The organism is Nocardia sp. NPDC059240 (assembly GCF_042753865.1).
Classification (GTDB): domain Bacteria; phylum Actinomycetota; class Actinomycetes; order Mycobacteriales; family Mycobacteriaceae; genus Nocardia.
The window spans coordinates 1-21,481 of sequence record NZ_JBHZAC010000016.1; the positions used below are offsets into that span (position 1 = coordinate 1).

Consider the following 21,481-nt stretch of genomic DNA (forward strand, 5'->3'; position numbering starts at 1 on the left):
TCGGCGGACAATTCACCCAAATCCCCTCCGAAATGTGCCACTCGACGACAAAGCATCGGGACGATGAGCTTTTCGGACGGTGAGGCGGCTGGTACCGCCACCCGGCGAGCCCAACCCAGCCACCTCCCAACTCCTCCTCCTGGCCGTTTTTGTCTTTTCTCTTTTCTTCTTTTGTCTTTCGTCTTATACCTTCTCGAACACCGCCTCGGCCCGACCCCGATCCCGGTACATCTCCCACGCAGCGTCAGCAAGCATGTCGGGATCCAAAGTGCGCCCCTCGATTTCGCCGAACACTGCAGTGTTAGCGCCCGCCATGACATGCAGGTCTCCACGCTCGATCAGCCCACCGATCGTGAGAGTCCCTGCGTAGACACCGGTTTCGGCCAGACCAGCATTCAACGTGACCGCATAGTTCCGCAGAGCCGCCGAGGACAGAGCCATCGCTCCCAACGCAGGCATAGGCCGTACGCTCGGCCGCATACGCCCGAGCGTCGATCCCGTGCGCGGCCAACGCCGCGACATAGTCACCGTGCCGGGCCGCGCTGCGGGAGATGAGCGCGACTCGGAATCCTTCCTTGCCGAACGGGTGAGCCATGGACATTCCGAGTCCGGGCCCGACTCCGATGATCACGGCGGTACGTGTGCTGGCTACCCGTGGGCTCAATGGGTCGCTCGAGGAGATCGCCCGGCGCGCGGGGGTCAGCATCGGAACGCTGTACAAGCACTTCCCCACCCGCGCGGATCTCGTCGAAGCCCTGCTGACCCCGCATGTGACAGCGCTCGACGAAGTCGCCGCCAAAGCGTTGGCCGACCCAGACCCCTGGTCCGGCCTTACCGGATTCCTCGCGGACATGGTCGGCCGATTCACCGCCGACAGAGCCCTCCTCGAAGCTTTTACCGGGGACAACGCCGCTGCCGCAGCACTGGAGCAAACGTGCGCGCGCGGTATGTCCCACATCGCCGCGATCACCGACCGCGCCCGCCGCTCCGGTCAGTTACGTTCCGACGCAGCCGATTCCGATATCGCCAATCTCATGTGGGCGCTGGCCCTGCTCGGCGAGAACGCCGGCACCGAGGCATGGCAACGCGCCATGACCCTCGTTCTCGACGGACTGAAACCCCGTCCAGCCGAATAACATCCGGCCGAAGACAAAGAAGGCGGGCTCCGATCCACCAGGATCGGAGCCCGCCTTCGACAAGCCGAAAACCTCAGCCGCGCAGCACAGCTCCCACGGCCTCGGCCGCCTTGGCCACGGCCGCGTCGCGCGCCGCGCTCGCCTCGTCCTCGGTCAAGGTGCGGTCGATGGCACGGAAACGCAGTGCGTAGGTGAGGGACTTGCGGCCCTCACCGGCCTGCGCGCCCTCGTAGACATCGAACAGCGAGATGGTTTCGAGCAGTTCGCCGGCACCGGTGCTGAGGGCGGCCTCGACGGCGGTCGCGGGGACCGACTTCTCGACACTCAGCGAGACGTCCTGCAGCACCGCCGGGAATGCGGAAATCACCGGGGTCGGCCGGACTTCGCGGACCGGGAGGGCATCCAGGTCGAGTTCGACGGCGCAGGTACGCGGGGGCAGGCCCGAGCGCTCCAGCACGGCGGGGTGCAGTTCACCGGCGTGACCGACGACCACACCGTCCACGAGCAGCTCGGCGCAACGGCCGGGATGCCACGGAAGGTGTTGTGCGGCACGGCGTTCGATCACCAGACCGGCGGCCTCGGCGATCGCGTCCACCAGGGCGAACGCGTCACTCGCCTCGACCGCGCGACCCGCGCCCCACGGTCCGCGCGGCTCGCGCTTCCCGGTGAGGACCGCGCCGATGTGAATCGGCTGCAGCGGCAACGACTTCAGCAGCACGTCGATCTCGGCGTCGGTGGGACGGCGGTCGACGGGCAGCGGCTGCACGGCCACGGTCGAGTCGGTCGGCAGGGTGACCTGGCCGATGCCGTAGATCGCGAGATCGCGCTCACCGCGGGAGATATTGCGGGCGGCGATCTCGAACAGGCCGGGCAGCAACGTGGACGACAGCTCGGCGCGCTCGACATCGAGCGGGTTGAGCACGCGCAGCGTCTTACGGCGCGCGTCGTCGGCGTCCAGGCCCCAGGTGTCGAAGACGCCGCCGGGCATGAAGACCGGCGCCGGCACCTCGACGCAACCCTCGAACGCAAGCGCCTTGCTCACCGCGCGGCGGCGACGCTGCTCGGCGGTCAGGCCGCGACCGGCGGGGGCGGTGGGCAGCACCGACGGGATCTTGTCCAGACCCTCCAGGCGCAGCACCTCCTCGACCAGGTCGGCGGGCTGGGTGAGGTCGGGCCGCCAGCTCGGCGGGGTGACCACCAGTTGACCGTGACCGGCCTCGCTGACGCCCACCTCGATCGAGCAACCCACCTGCTGCAGGCGGCGGGTGGCCGCGCCCGGCGCGTAGTGCACGCCCGCGGTGCGGTCGGCCAGGTCGATGTTCATGGCGATCGGCTGCGGCTTGGGGGTCGGCACACGCACGTCGGTCAGCACGGATTCGACCGTGCCACCGGCGATCTCGGCCAGCAGGGTGGCGGCGCGATCCAGCGCGGCAATGTTGAGCTCGGGATCCACCACCCGCTCGAAGCGACGGCTGGCCTCGGAACCGAGCTTGTGGCGGCGCGCGGTACGCGCCACGGCGACCGGGTTCCAGGTGGCGGCCTCGAGCAGGATGTCGGTGGAGGTGTCGGACACCTCGGTGCTCGCACCACCCATGATGCCGGCCAGCGAGATGACGCCACTGTTGTCGGCGATCACCACATCCTCGCCGTCGAGGGTGCGCTCGGTTTCGTCGAGGGTGCGCAGGGTTTCGCCCTTGTTCGCGCGGCGCACCACGAAACCGCCCTGCACCTTGGCGGCGTCGAAGGCGTGCAGCGGCTGGCCGAGCTCGAGCATCACGTAGTTGGTGACGTCCACGGCCGGAGAGATCGGGCGCACACCCGACAGCAGCAGGCGACGCTGCAACCACCACGGGCTCACGGCCTTCGGATCGATACCGGTCACCCGGCGGATCGCGAAACGCGTGCACAGCGACTCGGGTTCGAGCTTCACCGACCAGGCTTCGGTCTCGGCGTCCGGCAGCAGCCGCACGGCCGGATCACCGAACTCCAGGTCGAAGCCGCAGGCCAGTTCGCGGGCGAGGCCACGCGCCGAGAACGCGTACCCGCGGTCCGGCGTGATGGCCAGCTCGATCACCGTATCGTCCAGGCCCAGCAGCACATTGGCGTCCGTACCCGGCTCGGCGGTGCCGGGCTCCAGCACCAGGATGCCGCTGTGGTCCTTGCCGATGCCCAGCTCGGCGACCGAGCAGATCATGCCGTTGCTGGTGTGCCCGTAGGTCTTCCGCGACGCGATCTGGAAACCGCCGGGCAGCACGCCACCCGGCAGCACCACGACGACCAGGTCACCGACGGCGAAATTCCGTGCACCGCAGACGATCTCCTGCAGCTCCGGATTGCCGACGTCGACCTTGCAGAAGCGGATCGGCTTCTTGAACTCGGTCAACTCGGTGATCTCGGCGACCCGGCCGACCACCAGCGGGTGCTCGATGTCACCGCCGATGGCCTCGAGCGGATCGACCTCTTCGACTTCCAGACCGACCCGGACGAACCCCGCGTCGAGTTCCTCGGCCGTCACCGACCACCCGGGGGTGGTCCGCTGCAGGATGTCTGTCAGCCAGGACTGCGCTACTCGCACTTGACGTTTCGCTTCCTTGTATCGGGGGTCAGGACTGGATGCCGAACGGCACCGTGAAACGCACATCGCCCTCGACGATGTCGCGCATATCCGGCAGGCCGTTGCGGAACTGCAGGGTCCGCTCCAGACCCATGCCGAACGCGAAGCCGCTGTACACCGCCGGGTCGATACCGCTGGCGATGAGCACCTTCGGATTCACCATGCCGCAGCCGCCCCACTCGACCCAGCCGGGGCCACCCTTCTTGTCCTCGAACCACACGTCCACCTCGGCGGACGGCTCGGTGAAGGGGAAGAAGCTGGGCCGCATGCGAGTCGTCGTGTTCGGGCCGAACAGCGCCCGCGCGAAACCGTCCAGGGTGCCCTTGAGATGCGCCATGGTCAGGCCCTTGTCGACGGCCAGACCCTCGATCTGCGAGAACACCGGGGTGTGGGTGGCGTCCAGCTCGTCGGTGCGGAACGTGCGGCCCGGGCACACCACGTAGATGGGCAGCTCGCGAGACAGCATGGAGCGCACCTGAACCGGGGAGGTGTGCGTACGCAGCACCTGCCGCGAGCCCTCCGGCGCGATGTGGAAGGTGTCCTGCATGGTGCGGGCCGGATGGTCCGGCAGGAAGTTCAGGGCGTCGAAGTTGAAGTGCTCGGTCTCGACCTCGGGGCCCTCGGCGACCTCCCAGCCCATGGCCACGAACACGTCCGCGACCCGCTCCGACAGCACCGAGATCGGGTGCCGGGCACCGGCCGCGTGGCGGCGGGCGGGCAGGGTGACGTCGATGGTCTCCGCGACCAGGACCGCCGCGTCGCGCTCGGCCAGCAGTTCGGCCTGGCGGGTTTCGAAAGCGCTCGACACCCGGCCGCGCGCCACGTTCACGCGCTTGCCGGCCTCGGCCTTCTCTTCCTTGGCCAGGGTGCCCAGCGAGCGCTGCGCCAGCGAGATCGGCGACTTGCCGCCCATGTACTCGGTCTTGGCGGCCGCCAGCTCGTCCAGGGTGGCGGCCGAGGCGAACGCCTTCTCAGCAGCTTCCGCGGCGGCGGAGAGCGATTCCTCGCTCAGCGCAGCGTTCTGCTCGGCACTGTTGTCATCGGCCACGATGGTTCGTCACTCCCCATACTGGTTACGAGTCGGCGGGTCTGTTTGCCAGGATCGGCCCACCCATTCTTGCTGGTGGCATCGTAATCCTTGTAATCAGCCCACCTCACCTGGATTTCCCCAGCTCCGGCCCGCCCTGCCGGTGTGGCGGAGGCCACCACAGTGGTACGAATGGACGTGTGAAGTCCCGGCCGCTGACCCTCATCGACGACACCGCCCACCTCACCGAATACGGCGCGGCGATGGCACGCATGCAGGAAATGTGGGAACAACGCGTAGCCGACGAACGCCCCGACACCCTGTGGCTACTCACCCACGAACAGACCTTCACCATCGGCCGACGCACCCCCGAGGCGCACCTCCCGGCCCCCGACACCGATATCCCGGTCTTCACCACCAACCGCGGCGGCCAACTCACCTTCCATGGCCCGGGACAATTGGTCGGCTATCTGATCGTCCGCCTGCAACCCGGCGAAGGCGTGGTCGACCTCATCCGCGACGTCGAACAGCGAATCGTCAACGCCCTGGCCGATTTCGGCATCCCCGCCGAACGCCGCGTCACCCCGCCCGGCTCCGAACTCCTCACCGGCGTCTGGACCCGCGACACCGGCCGCAAGATCACCTCGATCGGCATGCGCGTGGGCCGCAACGTCTCCACCCACGGCTTCGCCGTCAATGTCACCGGCGACCTGTCCCCGTGGAAGCTCGCCGTCGCCTGCGGCCTCCCCGACGTCGACATGACCTCGCTCGAACGCGAACTCGGCGGTAAACCCGCACCCACCATGCCCGAGGTGGTCGCCACCGTCGCCGAGGCTTTCGAAGCCACCGCTACACCGGTTCTCCCCGCCTGATCTCCACGCGCCGAACGGCATACATGCGGCAGCAGGTCAGCGCACCGGCGGTGACGATGCCCCCGCACAGTCCTTCGAGGATGCCGAGCACGAGATTGTGATGGACGTGCCATCCCCGTGGCACTCCCATGAGCGCGGCCCAGAAATAGCACTGCAGGAACAGCGAGCCGTATTTCGTTGTACCGGTGGACATGTCGATTACCCCCTCAGACGCGTACCGCCCCTTCCGGACGATTCCGGAAGGGGCGGTACGCGGTTCGTGCTGGAGCAACTCTCGCACAACTCGCTGAGTCAGTGCGCGGCGACCACGGTTCCCTCAGCAAGGCTTTCGGCCGTGGCCTTGCGGCCGGGGAGCAGCAGGGAGAAGAGGGCACCGACTGCAACGACTGCGGCGCCGACCTTGACTGCGGGGATGAGGCCGTCGACGTAGTCCTGCGGCGTCAGGTAGGAGCCGCGAGAGGCGAAGACCGAGGCCAGGACTGCGACACCCAGGGCGACGCCGACCTCGCGGATGGTGTTGTTGGCGCCCGAGGCCATGCCCTGATCGGCCGGGGCCGTGCGGGCCATGACGGCGGTGGCGGTGGGGGCGAAGGTCAGGCCCATGCCGATGCCGCCGAGGATGAACGGGAGCACGAAGGAGCTGTAGTCGGAGTGGACGCCGGTCGCCAGCGCCATCCAGAACAGGGCGATCGACAGCAGCACCTGACCGACACCGATGAGGGTGCGAGCGCCGACGCGGTCGACGACCAGACCGGAGAGCGGGGCGACGACCATGGGAGCCATGGTCCACGGCAGGGTGCGAACGCCGGCGGCCAGCGGCGAATAGCCTTGGACCACCTGGAAGTACTGGGCGAGCAGGAAGATCGAGCCGAACACGCCCAGTGAGAAGGTCAGCGTCACCACGTTGATGACGTAGCCGCGGCGGGCGAACAGGCGCAGCGGCAGCATCGGGTCGGCGACCCGGCGCTCCCAGAGCACGAACACCACGAGCAGGACCCCGCCGCCGATCAGGCCGGTCAGCACCTTGGCCGAGGTCCAGCCGTCACCGGCGCCGTGGATGACGCCCCACACCACTGCGAGCACACCACCGGCCGACAGCACCAGGCCGACGAGGTCCAATTTCCTTGCACCGCCGAAGGATTCGTTGAGGACGCGGGCGGCGAACGGCACCGCGAAGATGCCGATCGGCACGTTGATCCAGAAGATCCACTGCCAGTTGATGCCCTCCACGACGGCACCGCCGACCACCGGGCCGAGCGCGACACCGAGTCCGGAGATGCCACCCCAGATGCCGATGGCGGCGCTGCGCATCTTCTCCGGTACCGCCGCCGACAACAGTGTCAGCGACAGCGGCATCACTGCCGCCCCGCCGAAGCCTTGGGCCGCGCGGGCGGCGATGAGCATCCACGGTTCGGTGGCCAGCGCGCAGGCGGCCGAGCCGAGCGTGAACAGGGCGATCCCGGCTAGGTACAGCCGTCGACGGCCCAGCCGGTCGCCGAGCGCGGCCGCGGTGAGCAGCAGCGAGGCGAAGGCGAGAGTGTAGGCGTTGACGAACCATTGCAGATCCGACAGCGAGGCGTGCAGTTCGGTGCGGATCACCGGGAGAGCGTTGGTCACCACGAGGTTGTCGAGCGTGACCATGAACGTCGGAATGCCGATCGCAGCGAGGATCGCGGCCAGCGGACGCTGACGGGCACCTTCCGCGACTTTGTCGGCGAGAGTCGAGGTTTCGAGTGTTTCAGTCATGTCCAAGTCCTTGTTGTAATCGACTGATAACTAGAAGAGTATGCATCGACTGATAACATGTCAAGGCAAGGACCGCTTGAATAGGCACAGCCCCCGCTGACGAGGAGGTCGGACGATGACCAGGACCCGGATGACCGCAGGTGAACGCAGTGAAGAGGTGCTGCTCGCGGCCGTCGCCGCCTTCGCCGAATCCGGTTACGCGGCAACCAAGACCGATGACATCGCACGGCGAGCGGGCGTCTCGCAGCCGTATGTGATCCGATTGTTCGGCACCAAGCAGCAACTGTTCCTGGCCGTGCTGAGCCGCGTCTGCGATCGCATCGAGGACATCTTCCGCGTCGCCGCCGAGCAGTTCACACCCGATGCGACGCCGGAACAGCGCCTGGACATGCTGGGTCCGAGCTTCGTCGAGTTCCTGGCGGAACCCGATCTGCCGCGCGTGTTCCTGCAAGGCATGGCGGCTGCCTCCGATCCCGCCATCGGCGACTGCATCCGCGAGCGCTTCGGCAAGATCTATCTGCTGCTGCGCGAGCTCACCGGCGCGTCCCCCGAGGCGCTGCGCGGCTTCATGGGCAAGGGCATGCTGCTCATCGACCTGACGGTCATGCGGCTGGTCGGGCCCGATGCCTTCCGACCGCCCTGGGCTGACGAACTCCTCGCCGACATCCGCGGCGACGAAGCCTGAATTCAGCCGCGCACAGGCACTTCCGGCTCCGGTTCGGCATCGGCCTCGATGATGTCCTCGGTCGGCTCCGGCAACCGGCGCGCCAGCACCTCACCGCGGAAGAACGGCGGCATCCTGCGCGCCAGGGTCAGGTAGATCGGGATGCCGATCAGCAAGGTGCCGACACCGAGCACGAAGACAGCGCTGAACCACGAGGTCACCGCCGTCCAGCCCGCCGCGAACAACAGTGCTGCCCCGCCCAGCGTCGGCAGGATGCCCTTGACCACGAGAGTCCTTGGGCTGCCGGCGAATTCGTGCCGGTACAGCCACGCGCAGCTGAGGCCGGTGAGCCCGTAGTACACGCCGATGGAGATGCCGATGGCCGTCACCGCCTCGGCGATCAGGCGGCCGCCGGAGGCGAAGTTCAAGCCCACGTACAGCGCCACCGAGACCCCGCCGAACACCCAGGTCGAGAACACCGGGGTCCGGAAGCGCGGATCGATGCGGCCGAACGCCGCGGGCAGGGCGTGATGCAGCGCCATCGAATAGGTGGTCCGCGCGGTCGGCAGGATGGTGGTCTGGGTGGAGGCCGCCGCCGAGGTGAGCACCATGCCGAACAGCAGATACACCGCCGCCGTGCCGATCCAGCTGTCGCCGAACACGGCCCGCCCGAGCGCGCCGAGCACATCGTCGACATGATCCGGATTGGCCAGGCCCATACCGTCTTTGCCGGTTCCGGCGAACGCCTGCGCGGCCACGGTCACCAGCAGATACAGCGCCACCAAGGTAATCGTGGACAGCACCGCGGAGCGTCCCGGCGTGTGCCGCGGATCCACCGTCTCCTGGTTCACCGATACCGCCGAGTCCCAGCCCCAGTAGATGAACACCATCAGTAGCAGCGCGGTCACGAAGTCGGAGAACGAGCCGATGGCGAAGGGGTTGAACCACTCCCAGCTCGGCAGGCTCGACCCGGCCGGCCCGTTCCCGAGCAGCACCCGCCCCAACGCGACCGCCGAGAACACCACCAGCATGCCGAATTCCACGCTCAGCAGCACCGACTGCAGCCGCGCCGACACGTCGATGCCACGCACCGCGACGATGGTCATGAGAATCAGATAGGCAATACCCAGCAACAGCACCCAGATGCTGGTCCCGTCCGCTCCGATGCCGTGCGCGCCGAACAGGTGGAAGGTGTACTGCGAGCTGATCTGCGCCAGGCTCGCCATCACCAGCAGATCCGAGACGACGATGGCCCACCCCGCCATCCACCCCGTGAACGGTCCGAACGCACGCGTCGCCCACACGAACGTGGTGCCCGGATCCGGTTCCACCGCATTGAGATCCCGGTATCCGATGGCCACCAGCAGCATCGGCACGAAGGCCAGCAGCACGATGATCGGCGACTGGGCCCCGACGGCCACCACGACCAATCCGAGGGTGGCGGTAATGCTGTACGCCGGCCCCGCCGACGCCACCCCGATCACCACACTGGAGACCAGGGACAGCGCACCGGACCGCAGAGTGCTGGGCGATGTCACGTCACGAAAGAATACGGGCAAATCAGCAGCACACCGAATCGGCCCGGTGCGGTCACTTCGAGTGCTGGACCCGCGAACTCGCGTAGAGGCAAATAGCCGCCGCGGCAGCCAGATTCAAGCTTTCGGCACGGCCGTGAATGGGGATCCGGATGCGGTGGGTGGCCCGGGCGGCGATGGCCTTGTCCAGGCCGTGCGCCTCATTGCCGAACAGCCAGGCGACCGGGCCGCTCAGGATCTCGTCGGCGTCGTCCAGGTCGACCTCGCCCTTGGCGGTGGTGGCGAGGATCGCGATGCCCGCCGCTTCCAGCGCGTCCAGGGTCGCGTCGATGTCGCGGGAGCGCGCCACCGGCACGTGGAAAAGGCTTCCCGCACAGGCGCGTACGCACTTGCCGTTGTGCGGGTCGACCGAATCACCGGCCAGGACGACGCCGTCCGCGCCGACAGCGTCGGCGACTCGGATGAGCGTGCCCGCATTGCCCGGATCCGCGATCTCGACGGGCACGGCCAGCATGCGCGGCCCAGAGTCGAGGACCTCACGCAGCGGCACATCCACGTGGCGGCACACCGCGATCAGCCCCGGCGGCGTCACCGTCTCCCCGAGCATTTCCGCCGCCCGATCGCTGACCAGTGTGGTCCGCACCCCCTGTGCGGCCGCGCCCGCGACCAGTGCGTGCTCGCGCTCGGCCGCCCTGGAGGAGTAGAACAGCTCCTCGACCCGGTCGGTATCGAGCGCGGCGCCAACCGAATTCGCGCCCTCGGCGAGGAACAGCCCGGTTTTGCGCCGCACCGGACTGCGATGCAGCTTGACGGCCGCAACGATCCGGGAATTGCGCCAGTCGATGACGTCAGCGCTCATGACCACCTGTTCCTCGTGCCGGTCGGAAAATGCCGAACGACCCGTGGGTGGTGCTCGGAGAGCACGTCCACGGGTCGTTTCGGGTATTGCTTTGTCACGCAGACCGAATCAGGCGGCCGGGGCGTTGACGTCGGCCGGGAGGGCAGCCTTGGCGGCGGCGACCAGCTGGGCGAAGGCCTCGGCGTCGGAGACGGCGAGCTCGGCCAGGATCTTGCGGTCCACCTCGATGCCGGCGGCCTTGAGGCCCTGCATGAAGCGGTTGTAGGTCATGTCGTTCAGACGCGCGGCGGCGTTGATACGAGTGATCCACAGCTGACGGAAGTCACCCTTGCGCGCCCGGCGGTCCCGGTAGGCGTAGGTGAGCGAGTGCAGCTGCTGTTCCTTGGCCTTGCGGTACAGGCGCGACCGCTGACCGCGGTAGCCCTTCGAGGCCTCGAGAACGGAACGGCGCTTCTTCTGAGCGTTGACGGCCCTTTTGACGCGTGCCACTTTTCAGTCCTTGATCGTTGGGGGCGCTGGGTCCTCGCGTGGACCCGGGGTTTGCGCCCGGAGGTTGGTCGGTTCAGGCGTTCCGCGAACGGATCGCGAATGCTGCTAGCTCAGAGACCGAGCAGCTTCTTGACGCGAGCGACGTCCGCCTTCGCGACGACCTCCACGCCGTCCAGACGACGAGTCCGGGTGGAAGGCTTGTGCTCGAGCAGGTGGCGACGGTTCGCCTGCTGACGGAGCAGCTTGCCCGAGCCGGACACCTTGAATCGCTTCGAGGCACCGCTGTGCTTCTTCATCTTCGGCATGGATTCCTCAATCTGTCTCATACCGGAGGCAGGGGTGTGACCCTGCCGCCGATGCTTGTCGTTATTACTGCTGCGGGGCGGCTGCTGCCGGAGCTTCCGCAACCGGCGCGGCGGCCGGAGCCGCGGCAACCTCGGCGACCGGCGCTTCGGCCGGAGCCGGCGCACTGCTGCGCTGCTGCGAGGAGCTCGCGTCGTTCTGCGCCTTCACCCGCGTCTTCGCACCCTTGTGGGGAGCGAGGACCATGGTCATGTTCCGGCCGTCCTGCTTGGCCGAAGTTTCGACGAAACCGAGGTCGGCGACGTCGGCGGCCAGTCGCTGCAAGAGCCGGAAACCGAGCTCCGGTCGCGACTGCTCGCGACCACGGAACATGATGGTGACCTTGACCTTCGACCCGGCCTCGAGGAAGCGCATCACGTGGCCGCGCTTGGTCGCGTAGTCGTGGTCATCGATCTTCGGTCGGAGCTTCTGCTCCTTGATCACGGTCTGGACCTGGTTCTTCCGGGACTCACGCGCCTTCTGCGCGGTCTCGTACTTGAACTTGCCGTAGTCCATGATCTTGCACACCGGCGGGCGTGCGTCCGGTGCGACCTCGACCAGGTCGAGGTCAGCTTCCTGAGCGACGCGTAGTGCATCTTCAACACGCACGATCCCAACCTGCTCGCCGCCGGGTCCGATGAGTCGGACCTCGGGAACGCGGATGCGATCGTTGATGCGGGTCTCAGTGCTGATGGGGCCTCCTAGGTCAAGCGGTTCGTCAACGACCGCAAGCAATAACTGCAACCCCAATTTCAACACGAAAGCCCCGTGTTGGTATTTCACCACCACGGGGCCCGAGTCGACCGATCTTCGACGCAAACAAGCTGCATCGCACCGCACGCAGGAAAAACCCACATGCAGAACCCATCACGTAAATGATGGGCGACCGGACCGCCGAACCTTGCTGTGTTCCATCGGGAACCGCTGGTTGACGGTGGGAGTCGGGCTCCACTTGATGTCCCGTGTCGGTTGCAGTAACCAGTCCAGGACGGTCGTCGCGGAAGAGTCTAACACTCATAGCCGCAGGCTCCGAATCGGCGGCCCCCGCCACCAGCGGCGACCCGCTCGATGCGATGCTCTTCCCCATGAGCGAGGCAACCATGAACGACGACGCGACCCTATCGGACGCCGCCCTCATCGATGGCGAGGTCGTCCGCGAACTGGCCGACATCCCCGCGGTAGAGGTCATCAGCCGCGCCGCCGTCATGCTCATGAGCTCCGCCGCCGAAAAGCTCGGCCTCGGCGAAGCGGATCCGTCCTCGAGCCCCCACCTCGACCTCGACGAGGCCCGCCGCGTCATCACCGCCCTCGCCGGGTTGGTCACCGCCTCCGTCGAATACCTCGGCCCCCACGCCGGCCCCATCCGCGACGGCCTGCAATCCCTGCAGCGAGCCTTCCGCGAATCCTCCGAATACCCCGACGCCCCCGGCGCCGGCCCGGGCGAAAAGTTCACCGGCCCGGTCTACTGACCGCCTGATTCCGCCCCCAGCCCCTCCCCCGCTGAGCTTGTAGGCTCGTGCGATGGGTGGAGAACCGGGGGCGGACCTCTATGCGGTGGCGGAAATCGCGATCGCCGCAACACAATTCGAGTGGACCTGGACCGCCGCCGATGCGGAGCGATTCGCCGAGCATCTCGGCTGGGGCGCGGCGAGCGTCCAGCGCGAGGAAAGGGGCCCGGCGCTCGTAGCCGAACGGCTGCAACGCGAAGGGCGGGTGCCACGCCACGTCGAGCTCTATGCACGACTGAATCCGGCGTCGCTGACACTGTCGCACGATGGCGCACCCCGTATCCGGTTGAGTACGCTCCACGACGAGGTCCGGGGCATCGCGATTGTTGTTCCGACCATCGAATCCGGCAGCGGCCCCGACACTTTCGACTTGACGTTCGAGGAACTGGGCGTCCTCTTTCGCGCGGCGTGGGGCGAACCCACCGGGGTGTCTCCCGGTACTCCGCAGCTGTGGGTCCACCCGCGAATCGTCGTGAATCTGTCGACGAGCGGCGGCGAAACCTTTCTGACGCTGGACAATCCGGCCGTCTACCGATCAACCAGGCGCAGCGCCGTCGCCGCTGCCGATAAAGCCGTCCGGCTCACCGACTGGAGCGCCTTCCTCGCCGCGATTCCGCTGGTCGCACAGGCGGATACCGGATCTTGGTCGCGAGCCGACATCACCCGGCTGACCCGATCGACGGGCTGGCCGACCGTCGAGTTGGATGGCCTGCTTCGGGATCACCTCCGAGTCGAACTGGAGTCGGACCGGGAATGGATATTTCTCGATGCGGCCAAGACACCGGACGACCCGGATCTCGCGCGGTCCGGATTCGGCGAGTTCAGCACCCTGCTGCTGATGCAACGGCTGTCCACAGCCGCCGGTGACGCCGCCTATCGGGCCGCGCTGGCGGAATGTGTGCGTCTATTGGGCGTGCCTACGCGCGTGGGAGGGCTTGGCGCGCGGGCAATCTGGCGGCAGCCTGACGTGACGATCACGCTGCGCCGGTCCACCGGCAACCTAACATTGCTCTATCTCCAGGTGGACCCGACCGCCGCCACCGAGGACTACCAGCGCAGGGTGCTCGACACCGACACCGACACCGACAGAATCCACGGAAACTGGGTGGCCGCTCCCGATGCCGCGTCGGACCACTACGACGATCGGGAGTCGCCCGACGTCGAACTCGGGGCGACAACGTGGACGGCGTTCAAGTCATGTCTGCAACCGGTGTTCGAATCGCTCGCGGCGGATGTCGCTCTGCTGCATCCCTATGTTGGCCGTGTCGAGTGGACCATCGGTCGCCGGGACGACCCGGATGGTTGGCTCGTGCGGGGATGGTTCGGGGACAGCGGCTCTCGGCTGGAGATTCTGGGAACCGATGGGCAATCTCGACCGGCCGACTACCTACCGGGTCGGCCTTCCGGACGCGACATCGCGATCGCGGTGTTGACCGCACTGCGCGAGCAAGAGCTCGGATCGCCGGCGCAGTTGTGGTGCGACGCTGACATCCCTACGAAGCCGCAGCGGCTGTTGAGTTTTCGGTTGGGCCTGAATCACCGCGAGTGAGTGAGCCGCGACCGCGCTCACGCCGGACCGCTGCCCACGAGATCCTTTCGAGGGCGTCAGTTTTCAACTCGGCCAACCCTGCCGCGAGAGCACTCGGCGCACACAGGGCGCTTCCGGGCACTGCCGGCAGCGGAGTTTTCGGCTGGGGTTGTGGCGAGAGCGGGAGGTTTGCGAGATCAACTGGCGGGGCGGGTTTTCCGGACCGGAAAATTGGTGCGGCGGGTCCACCTCGATGTGGAGGGCAAAGTGCCAGGAAGTGCGGGCTGGCGGTGAGGGTGGGCGAGAGACCCCAGGACAGAGGGGTTTTCGGTGTCGGTGGGGTGTGCCATGCTCGGGGTATGGCACGGATACTGCTGGCTCCCGGGTTTTGGCTGGGGGCTTGGGCTTGGGATCGGGTGGCCGCTGAATTGCGGTCGCGGGGGGATGAAGTGGAGGCGTTGACGTTGCCGGGGCAGGATCCGGAGGATCCGCAGCGGTTGACGGCGACGCTCGAGACACAGGCGCGGGCGATTGTCGAGCACGCTTCGGCGAGTGCGGATGCCGTGGTACTGGTGGTGCATTCGGGGGCCGCAGCATCGGGGTATATGGCGACAGATCTAGCGCCCGAGCGGTTTTCGCGGGTGATCTACGCCGATACCGCGCCCATGCCGGACGGGTTCGTGCTGAATCCGGCCCTCGGGGAGGCGGTGGAGTTTCCGCTGGCGGACACCTGGGAAGAGGTGGAGGCGGCGGGGAACAGTTTGGCCGGGCTGGACGAGGCGATGCTGGCGCGGTTCCGCGAGCGCGCGGTACCGGTTCCGGCCGGGGTCGCGGGACAGCCGGTGCGGCTGAGCGATTCGCCTGCGCGGCTGAAGATTCCGACGACCGTGATCTGCTGCAGTTTCCCCTCCTCGCTGATCGCGCAGTTCCGCGATGCGGAGGAGGTGCCGGCGTTGGTGCAGGAGCTGCGGCTCCTGGATGCCGAGTACGTGGATCTGCCGACGGGGCATTGGCCGATGTGGTCGAAGCCGCTGGAGTTGGCGGAGTTGATTCATGAGGCGGCCGGTCGTTGAATATTCAGCGATTATTCCGCAAATACCCAGCGACGGAATGACATCCAGGTAAGCGGTCGCTCGGCTTGCTGCGAGCACTGTAAATCCGTTAACACTCGCGCCCACATGGGACATTTCAGGGTTGCAGGGTAATCGCTTGCGCTGCTGAATGATCAAAATTCTTGGCGACACGATTGCTGTGCTGGTTGGATGCCGAAGTATCGCCTCGTCCGGCGCGGACCGGGGCGAAGTGCTGCATACTACGACGGGCAGCGGCAAGGCTGCCCAAACTACGAGATCGAATGGAAGCTTCGGGGGTTGTATATGAATCAGCTGATTTCTCAAGGTAAACGGGCATCCGGACGCGGGTTTCGGCGTGGCGTCCTGCCGGTCGTGATCGCCGCGGCCGCTGTCGCCGCGCTCGTGGCGGGCTGCTCCTCGTCCTCCAGCAACGACAGCAAGGCCACCACCTCGCAGGCCGCGCCGCCGTCGCAGTTGCCCGACGGTGCGCAGATCGTCGCCGAGTCCGCCAAGACCACCCAGACGCTGCAGAACGTGCACGCGGACCTGGCGGTCACCAACATCCCGGGCCTGCCGTTCGAGAGCATCAAGGCCGACATCACCAACCAGCCGCAGGGTGCCGGCCAGGCCATCGGTGAGGCCAAGGTCAAGATCAAGACGGACGACCCCGACTTCACCGACACCAAGTTCCTGGTCGTCGACAAGACCCTCTACACCGGCGACGGCAGCAAGTACGCCAAGATCGGTCCGGCGGAGAAGATCTACGATCCGGGCATCATCCTGGACAAGGACAAGGGCCTGGCCAACGCCATCGGCCAGATCAAGAACGCCAAGGCCGAGGGCCGCGAGAAGATCGACGGCATCGACGTCGTGAAGGTGTCCGGCACCATCGACGCCTCCGTCATCGACCCGATCGTCCCGCAGATCGGCAAGGACGGCGGCACCTTCCCGATCGTCGTCTACATCAAGGACGTCGCTCCCCCGAGTGGCACCGGCACCACGCTGCCGTCCGCGGCCGCCTCGCCGGGCACCGGCCCCAACCTGGTGCGCGCCGTCGTCACCAAGGACGCCGGCAATGTCACCGTGACCCTGTCCAACTGGGGCAAGGAAGTCCACGTCACCAAGCCTGGTGGCTAAACCCGGGATTGCTCCCGTGAAGTGAGTTCGGAGCCGGTTCGGGGAAAACGCAACGGCGGCAACGCATGTCGCCCGCCCACTCCCCGGACCGGCTTTGGCGTTCGCACCCTCCGGTGCGAAATGCCGCTGCTTACAACAAGTGCTACAAGAGATTGTTCAGTGAAATGCAAGGCGCGGCACCGACGATTTCGTCTGAAAGCTCAAACGTCGTGCCTGCGTGTGGAGGGATGCTATGACGATCGAACAGCCCACAGAGGCGGCGATCGAACGCCGGGAACCCGAAGGTGAGGGTGAGTTCCGCCGCCCTCCGCTGGACGGCCCGCCCCCGGTATCGAACGTTTGGGTCTACAACGGCAAAGCCTACGACCTCAGCGACTGGATTTCCAAGCATCCGGGCGGCGAGTTCTTCATCGGCCGGACCAAGAACCGCGACATCACCTCGATCATCGGTTCGTACCACAAGAATCCGGAAGCCATCGGCAAGATCATCAAGAAGTACTCGCTGGATCGCGACGCGCTGCCCGAGGATATCCATCCCAAGGCCAACGCCCCCGCCTTCCTGTTCAACGAGGGCTTCGACAGCTGGCGCGACACCCCGAAGTTCAGCTTCGACAACAAGGACGACCTGCTCCACAAGGTGAAGGCGCGTCTGAAGGAACCCGAGCTGGCCGCGCGCATCCGCCGCATGGACACCTACTTCAACATCGTGGTGGCCATCCTCGCGGTCGCGTACTTCGCGGTGCAGGGGCTGCGGCTGTTCGAGCGCAACTGGATGCCGTTGCCGGTGTTCGTGATCGCCATGGTGCTGCTGCGCAGCAGCCTGGCCGGTTTCGGGCACTACGCCATCCACCGGGCCCAGAAGGGCATGAACAAGATCTACACGAACGCCTTCGACTTCAATTACGTCGCATTGGCTTTCGTGACCGCGGACGGCCACGCACTGCTGCACCACCCGCACACCCAGAGTGAAGTCGACATCAAGAAGAACGTCTTCACCATGATGATGCGGATCCCGCGGCTGTACCGGATCCCGGTCCACACCATGCACAAGTTCGGCCACACCGTGACCGGCATGCTGATGCGCCTGCTCGATGTCTGCCGGCTCACCCGCAAGGTGGGCATCAAGGACATGTACGGCACCTGGGGTGGGGCGCTGCCGCACTTCATCGGCTCCTTCGGCGTCCGGTTCCTGCTCATCGGCGAGATGATCGCGTTCATCGTGATGGGCGACTTCTGGGCCTGGGCACTGCAATTCGTGTTCAGCCTGTGGATCTCCACCTTCCTGGTGGTGGCCAGCCACGACTTCGAGGTCGAGACCGAAGAACTCGAGCACAACTCCGAGGACTGGGGTGTCGACCAGATCGAGCAGGCCTACGACCTGAAGGTGGTCGGTAACCGCTACGTGGACTGCTTCCTGTCGGCGGGCCTGAGCTCGCACCGGGTGCACCACGTACTCCCCTACCAGCGCAGTGGTTTCGCGAATATCGCGACCGAGGATGTGCTGCGCGAGGAGTCCGCGAAGTTCGGTGTCGAATGGCTGCCGGCCAAGAGCTTCTTCACCGATCGCTTCCCGAAGCAGATCCGTACCTACATTCTCGCGCCGTCCGACGACGCGGTGGAACGCAAGTGGGGGTTCATGAAGGAGCACTTCTCACCGCTTGCCCTGAAGACCTGCGTCATCTATACGGCTCAGGGCTTCACCGGAATCGGAACTGTCTGAACCGATTCCATCTAGAAAATCGAGGGGAGAATTTCGTGTCTATCACCATTGATGAAGGGGGCATGGTGCCCGCGACGTCCACCCGGTTCGTGGGGAGCGAACCCGGCACTGCCTTCTTCGAAGGCGGCGACTTCGCACCGACACCACTGCCGCCCACCCCGCCGACCACCGTCGGCGTGATCGAGTCCATCGCCACCGGAGCACCGCAGCAGATCTTCTCGCAGGCCGACGCCGCCGCCCAGGTGGCCGAGCTGTTCAGCGATCCGGTGCAGCAGGCGCGGATTCCGCGGATCTACCAGAAGACCCGGATCACCACCCGGCATCTGGCAGTCAACCCGGTCGACCCCGAATTCCTTTCTTACAGCAAGGAAGTCGGCACCATCCGGGATCGCATGAACACCTTCTACGACCACGCGGTGCCGCTGGCCGTGGATGTGGCCGGCCGCGCGGTCGCACACCTCGAGGATCCGGCGACGGAGATCGGGATGATGGTCTTCGCCACCAGCACCGGGTTCATCGCGCCCGGTGTGGATGTGGCCGTGGTCAAGCAGCTCGGCCTATCGCCCGCGATCAACCGGGTGATGGTGAACTTCATGGGCTGTGCGGCCGCGATGAACTCGGTGCGGGCCGCCGTCGATTATGTTCGGGCGCACCCGGACAAGAAGGCGCTGGTCATCTGCCTGGAGCTGAGCTCGGTCAATGCCGTGTTCGACGACAACATCAACGATGTCATCATCCACAGCCTCTTCGGTGACGGGTGCGGCGCGGTGGTCATCGGGGCGAGCAACCCGCAGCAGCCGCTGGCGGCCGGCTCGATCGTCATCCGTGACAGCTTCAGCTACCTGTTCGACGACGCGGAGGACGGAATCGTCCTGGGCGTCAACGACAATGGCATCACCTGCGAGCTGTCGGAGAACCTGCCGCAGTACATCCTCAACGGGGTGGATCCGGTGGTGACCGGGGTGCTGGAGCGGCACGGCATGAGCAAGTCCGATGTCGATCTGTGGGCGATCCACCCGGGTGGCCCGAAGATCATCGAGCAGTCGGTGAGCTCGCTCGGGTTGAGCCCCGAGCAGGCCTCGGCCAGCTGGGACGTGCTCGCCGAATACGGCAACATGCTCAGCGTCTCACTGATTTTCGTGCTCGAGCAGATGATCGCGCAGCAGGCCGATCAGCCGATCTCGACGGGTGTGGCGTTCTCCTTCGCGCCGGGCGTCACCCTCGAGGGCGTGCTGTTCGACATCATCCGGCCCTGACATAACCCAGCCCTTCCAGTAAGGCCAGCAGTCATGCAACTCATCAGATTCCTCATCTCCATCTCGTGGATGCGGATCGCGGGCGTCATCGCCTCCGGTCTGGTCTGCGGTGCGGCCAATACCTACCTGGTGACATTGATTCGGGGAGTGGTGTCACCGGAACCGCACCCGGCCGTCACCGTGCAGGCCTTCGTGGCGACCGCGCTGATCATTCTGATCAGCGGTGTGATCTCGCAGGTGCTGCTGATCCGGCTCGCTCAGGAAGCCATCTACCGGTTGCGCGCGGACCTGAGTGCGCGCATCGTGTCCGCGCCGCTCGAGCATCTCGAGCGGCTCGGACAGCACCGCCTGATCGCGACGCTGACCGAGGATGTGCGGTCGCTGTCGCAGGCGGTGACCGCCATTCCGAGCATCTGCATCGATCTGGCGACCATCGTCGGCTGCTTCATCTTCCTCGCGATCGTGTCGGGGCCGATCTTCGCCACCACCGTCGCGGGCACCCTGCTCGGAATCGCCTGTGTGGAAACGGTTCTCAAGACGGTACGCCGCCTGTACCGGGATGCCCGCGAGAACGAGGACGGCCTGATCCGTTCCTTCCAAGAGGTGTCACTGGGCATCAAGGAGCTCAAGCTGCACCGCGGGCGGCGTAGCGATTTCATGGACAAGCATCTGCTCGGCTCGGCCGAGAAGCTGCGGGTGCAGAACACCGATGCCGGATCGAAGATGACCTTCGCGCAGGGCTTCGGGCAGCTGTTGCAGCTCGGCACCATGGCGCTGATCCTGTTCGGCCTGGCGCGCGCCCTGCATCTGCCACAGAACGCCATGGTCGGCTATGTCCTTGTCACCACGTTCCTTTCGATGCCCATGCAGAACTTCATGAACCGCATTCCCGATCTGCTGCGCGGTGACGTGGCGCTGTCGAAGATTCGCTCGCTGAATCTGTCCATCCAGACCGCGCACGACGAATCCACGCTGCCGTACATCGAGCGGCCCGCCGCCACCGCAGCGCGGCTGGAACTCAATGACGTCAGCTACCACTATCTGACCGAAGCGCCGCCGGCGTTCCCGCCCGTCCCGGGTGGTCCGCCGCCCGGCACCGGACCTCACCCGGGTGGGGGTGCGCGGCCGCACCCGGGTGGGGGCAATCGTCCCGGCGCTCCCGGTGCGCCCGTGGGTGGTCGGCCCGGACCGCATCCGGGTGGCCGGCCCGGCGGTCCACCGCCGCAGGGTCCGCGGCCCGGCAGTGATCGGCCGGATGTCAACGGGCACAGGTTCCTCGATCACGGTGGCCACGAAGGACGGCCCGTCCCGATGGGCGCGCCCGTGGCGCCGCCCGAGGCGGACGGCACCGGTTTCAGCCTCGGCCCGCTGGATCTGACCTTCGAGCCCGGCCGGATCACGTTCATCGTGGGCGGCAACGGCAGCGGCAAATCCACACTGGCCAAACTGATCACGGGTCTCTACGTCCCGCAGCAGGGTCACCTGTCGCTCAACGGCGAGACGATCGACCACGAGAACATCGAGTGGTTCCGGCAGAACACCTCGGCGGTCTTCACCGACTTCCATCTGTTCGAGGACTACCTGGGCTTCGACGAGGGCGTCGACGAGGAGGTCCGCAAGCATTTGAAGGATCTCCAGATCGACCACAAGGTCACCGTCGAGAACGGCCGCCTGTCGACCGTCGCCCTGTCGCAGGGGCAGCGAAAGCGCCTGGCGCTGTTGACCGCGCTGCTCGAGGATCGCCCGATCTACATGTTCGACGAGTGGGCCGCCGATCAGGAGCCGAAGTTCCGTGACGTCTTCTACCGGGAGATCCTGGTGAAGCTCAAGGAGCGCGGCAAGACCGTCATCGTGATCACCCACGACGACCGGTATTTCGACTGCGCCGACCAGATCGTCAAGCTCGACTTCGGCCGGATCGCCGAGGTCAAGGAGCTCGAGCAGCCGCTGGCGGCCGCCGAGTAAGACACGAAAC

The 21,481-nt window shown here is 66.4% G+C and carries 20 protein-coding genes; 10 read left to right on the top strand and 10 right to left on the bottom strand.

Annotation, left to right across the window (positions count from 1 at the left end):
- Positions 1–183: 183 nt before the first annotated feature.
- The gene (locus ACFXHA_RS39880; protein WP_379365670.1) at positions 184–459 is read right to left on the bottom strand and encodes a hypothetical protein; all 276 of its coding nucleotides are present in this window, start codon (positions 457–459) and stop codon (positions 184–186) included.
- Positions 460–593: 134 nt separating this feature from the next.
- On the opposite strand from ACFXHA_RS39880, the gene ACFXHA_RS39885 reads away from it, so the two are divergent.
- Positions 594–1,136, top strand: coding sequence for a TetR/AcrR family transcriptional regulator (locus tag ACFXHA_RS39885; RefSeq protein WP_379365671.1), 543 nt, complete (start codon positions 594–596; stop codon positions 1,134–1,136).
- Positions 1,137–1,209: 73 nt separating this feature from the next.
- Here ACFXHA_RS39885 and pheT read toward each other — a convergent pair whose 3' ends face one another.
- A complete protein-coding gene (gene pheT, locus ACFXHA_RS39890; RefSeq protein ID WP_379365673.1) occupies positions 1,210–3,711 on the bottom strand; it encodes a phenylalanine--tRNA ligase subunit beta in 2,502 nt (833 codons plus the stop codon).
- A gap of 28 nt (positions 3,712–3,739) precedes the next feature.
- Positions 3,740–4,798 carry a phenylalanine--tRNA ligase subunit alpha gene (gene pheS, locus ACFXHA_RS39895; RefSeq protein WP_379365675.1) on the bottom strand — a complete coding sequence of 353 codons (1,059 nt, stop codon included), beginning with the start codon at positions 4,796–4,798 and terminating at the stop codon, positions 3,740–3,742.
- A 179-nt stretch (positions 4,799–4,977) separates the two neighbouring features.
- Between pheS and lipB the strand changes: the two genes are divergently transcribed.
- Positions 4,978–5,649: a lipoyl(octanoyl) transferase LipB gene (gene lipB / locus ACFXHA_RS39900; RefSeq protein WP_379365676.1), complete on the top strand. Its 672-nt coding sequence runs from the start codon at positions 4,978–4,980 to the stop codon at positions 5,647–5,649.
- On the opposite strand, the gene ACFXHA_RS39905 is transcribed toward lipB, so the two are convergent.
- A complete protein-coding gene (locus ACFXHA_RS39905) occupies positions 5,627–5,842 on the bottom strand; it encodes a hypothetical protein (protein WP_379365678.1) in 216 nt (71 codons plus the stop codon). The genes lipB and ACFXHA_RS39905 overlap by 23 nt on opposite strands.
- A gap of 98 nt (positions 5,843–5,940) precedes the next feature.
- A complete protein-coding gene (locus ACFXHA_RS39910; protein ID WP_379365680.1) occupies positions 5,941–7,395 on the bottom strand; it encodes an MFS transporter in 1,455 nt (484 codons plus the stop codon).
- 115 nt (positions 7,396–7,510) lie between these two features.
- Between ACFXHA_RS39910 and ACFXHA_RS39915 the strand changes: the two genes are divergently transcribed.
- On the top strand, positions 7,511–8,080 hold the full coding sequence (locus tag ACFXHA_RS39915; protein WP_379365682.1) for a TetR/AcrR family transcriptional regulator: 570 nt from the start codon (positions 7,511–7,513) through the stop codon (positions 8,078–8,080).
- 2 nt (positions 8,081–8,082) lie between these two features.
- Here the strand turns inward: ACFXHA_RS39915 and ACFXHA_RS39920 are convergent, their stop codons facing one another.
- From ACFXHA_RS39920 to infC, 5 genes are all read right to left on the bottom strand, one after another.
- The gene (locus tag ACFXHA_RS39920) at positions 8,083–9,597 is read right to left on the bottom strand and encodes an APC family permease (protein ID WP_379365684.1); all 1,515 of its coding nucleotides are present in this window, start codon (positions 9,595–9,597) and stop codon (positions 8,083–8,085) included.
- A 52-nt stretch (positions 9,598–9,649) separates the two neighbouring features.
- Complete coding sequence (locus ACFXHA_RS39925; RefSeq protein WP_379365686.1) at positions 9,650–10,453, bottom strand: TrmH family RNA methyltransferase; 804 nt, start codon at positions 10,451–10,453, stop codon at positions 9,650–9,652.
- Positions 10,454–10,561: 108 nt separating this feature from the next.
- Complete coding sequence (gene rplT / locus ACFXHA_RS39930; RefSeq protein ID WP_040807291.1) at positions 10,562–10,942, bottom strand: 50S ribosomal protein L20; 381 nt, start codon at positions 10,940–10,942, stop codon at positions 10,562–10,564.
- Between the two features lie 110 nt (positions 10,943–11,052).
- Complete coding sequence (gene rpmI / locus ACFXHA_RS39935; RefSeq protein WP_379365688.1) at positions 11,053–11,247, bottom strand: 50S ribosomal protein L35; 195 nt, start codon at positions 11,245–11,247, stop codon at positions 11,053–11,055.
- Positions 11,248–11,311: 64 nt separating this feature from the next.
- A complete protein-coding gene (infC, locus tag ACFXHA_RS39940; RefSeq protein ID WP_379365998.1) occupies positions 11,312–12,028 on the bottom strand; it encodes a translation initiation factor IF-3 in 717 nt (238 codons plus the stop codon).
- Between the two features lie 356 nt (positions 12,029–12,384).
- On the opposite strand from infC, the gene ACFXHA_RS39945 reads away from it, so the two are divergent.
- The 7 genes from ACFXHA_RS39945 (at position 12,385) to ACFXHA_RS39975 (ending at position 21,471) form a co-directional block, all read left to right on the top strand.
- Positions 12,385–12,753, top strand: a complete 369-nt coding sequence (locus ACFXHA_RS39945) for a DUF1844 domain-containing protein (RefSeq protein WP_379365999.1) — start codon at positions 12,385–12,387, stop codon at positions 12,751–12,753.
- Positions 12,754–12,805: 52 nt separating this feature from the next.
- Entirely contained in the window at positions 12,806–14,341 is a 1,536-nt protein-coding gene (locus tag ACFXHA_RS39950) for a hypothetical protein (protein ID WP_379365690.1), read from the top strand.
- 338 nt (positions 14,342–14,679) lie between these two features.
- Positions 14,680–15,393, top strand: coding sequence for an alpha/beta fold hydrolase (locus ACFXHA_RS39955; protein ID WP_379365692.1), 714 nt, complete (start codon positions 14,680–14,682; stop codon positions 15,391–15,393).
- 303 nt (positions 15,394–15,696) lie between these two features.
- Positions 15,697–16,530: an LppX_LprAFG lipoprotein gene (locus ACFXHA_RS39960; RefSeq protein WP_379365694.1), complete on the top strand. Its 834-nt coding sequence runs from the start codon at positions 15,697–15,699 to the stop codon at positions 16,528–16,530.
- 232 nt (positions 16,531–16,762) lie between these two features.
- Complete coding sequence (locus ACFXHA_RS39965) at positions 16,763–18,250, top strand: fatty acid desaturase (RefSeq protein ID WP_379365695.1); 1,488 nt, start codon at positions 16,763–16,765, stop codon at positions 18,248–18,250.
- A 35-nt stretch (positions 18,251–18,285) separates the two neighbouring features.
- A complete protein-coding gene (locus ACFXHA_RS39970; protein WP_379365697.1) occupies positions 18,286–19,506 on the top strand; it encodes a type III polyketide synthase in 1,221 nt (406 codons plus the stop codon).
- A 33-nt stretch (positions 19,507–19,539) separates the two neighbouring features.
- Positions 19,540–21,471, top strand: a complete 1,932-nt coding sequence (locus ACFXHA_RS39975; protein ID WP_379365699.1) for an ATP-binding cassette domain-containing protein — start codon at positions 19,540–19,542, stop codon at positions 21,469–21,471.
- Positions 21,472–21,481: the final 10 nt, after the last annotated feature.

Bases quoted from the DNA above. Each gene is read 5' to 3' on its own strand.
- ACFXHA_RS39880 (WP_379365670.1), bottom strand. From the start codon at position 459: ATGCCTGCGTTGGGAGCGATGGCTCTGTCCTCGGCGGCTCTGCGGAAC.
- ACFXHA_RS39885 (WP_379365671.1), top strand. From the start codon at position 594: ATGGACATTCCGAGTCCGGGCCCGACTCCGATGATCACGGCGGTACGT.
- ACFXHA_RS39905 (WP_379365678.1), bottom strand. From the start codon at position 5,842: ATGTCCACCGGTACAACGAAATACGGCTCGCTGTTCCTGCAGTGCTAT.
- ACFXHA_RS39910 (WP_379365680.1), bottom strand. From the start codon at position 7,395: ATGACTGAAACACTCGAAACCTCGACTCTCGCCGACAAAGTCGCGGAA.
- ACFXHA_RS39915 (WP_379365682.1), top strand. From the start codon at position 7,511: ATGACCAGGACCCGGATGACCGCAGGTGAACGCAGTGAAGAGGTGCTG.
- ACFXHA_RS39925 (WP_379365686.1), bottom strand. From the start codon at position 10,453: ATGAGCGCTGACGTCATCGACTGGCGCAATTCCCGGATCGTTGCGGCC.
- rpmI (WP_379365688.1), bottom strand. From the start codon at position 11,247: ATGCCGAAGATGAAGAAGCACAGCGGTGCCTCGAAGCGATTCAAGGTG.
- ACFXHA_RS39945 (WP_379365999.1), top strand. From the start codon at position 12,385: ATGAACGACGACGCGACCCTATCGGACGCCGCCCTCATCGATGGCGAG.
- ACFXHA_RS39950 (WP_379365690.1), top strand. From the start codon at position 12,806: ATGGGTGGAGAACCGGGGGCGGACCTCTATGCGGTGGCGGAAATCGCG.
- ACFXHA_RS39955 (WP_379365692.1), top strand. From the start codon at position 14,680: ATGGCACGGATACTGCTGGCTCCCGGGTTTTGGCTGGGGGCTTGGGCT.
- ACFXHA_RS39960 (WP_379365694.1), top strand. From the start codon at position 15,697: ATGAATCAGCTGATTTCTCAAGGTAAACGGGCATCCGGACGCGGGTTT.
- ACFXHA_RS39965 (WP_379365695.1), top strand. From the start codon at position 16,763: ATGACGATCGAACAGCCCACAGAGGCGGCGATCGAACGCCGGGAACCC.
- ACFXHA_RS39975 (WP_379365699.1), top strand. From the start codon at position 19,540: ATGCAACTCATCAGATTCCTCATCTCCATCTCGTGGATGCGGATCGCG.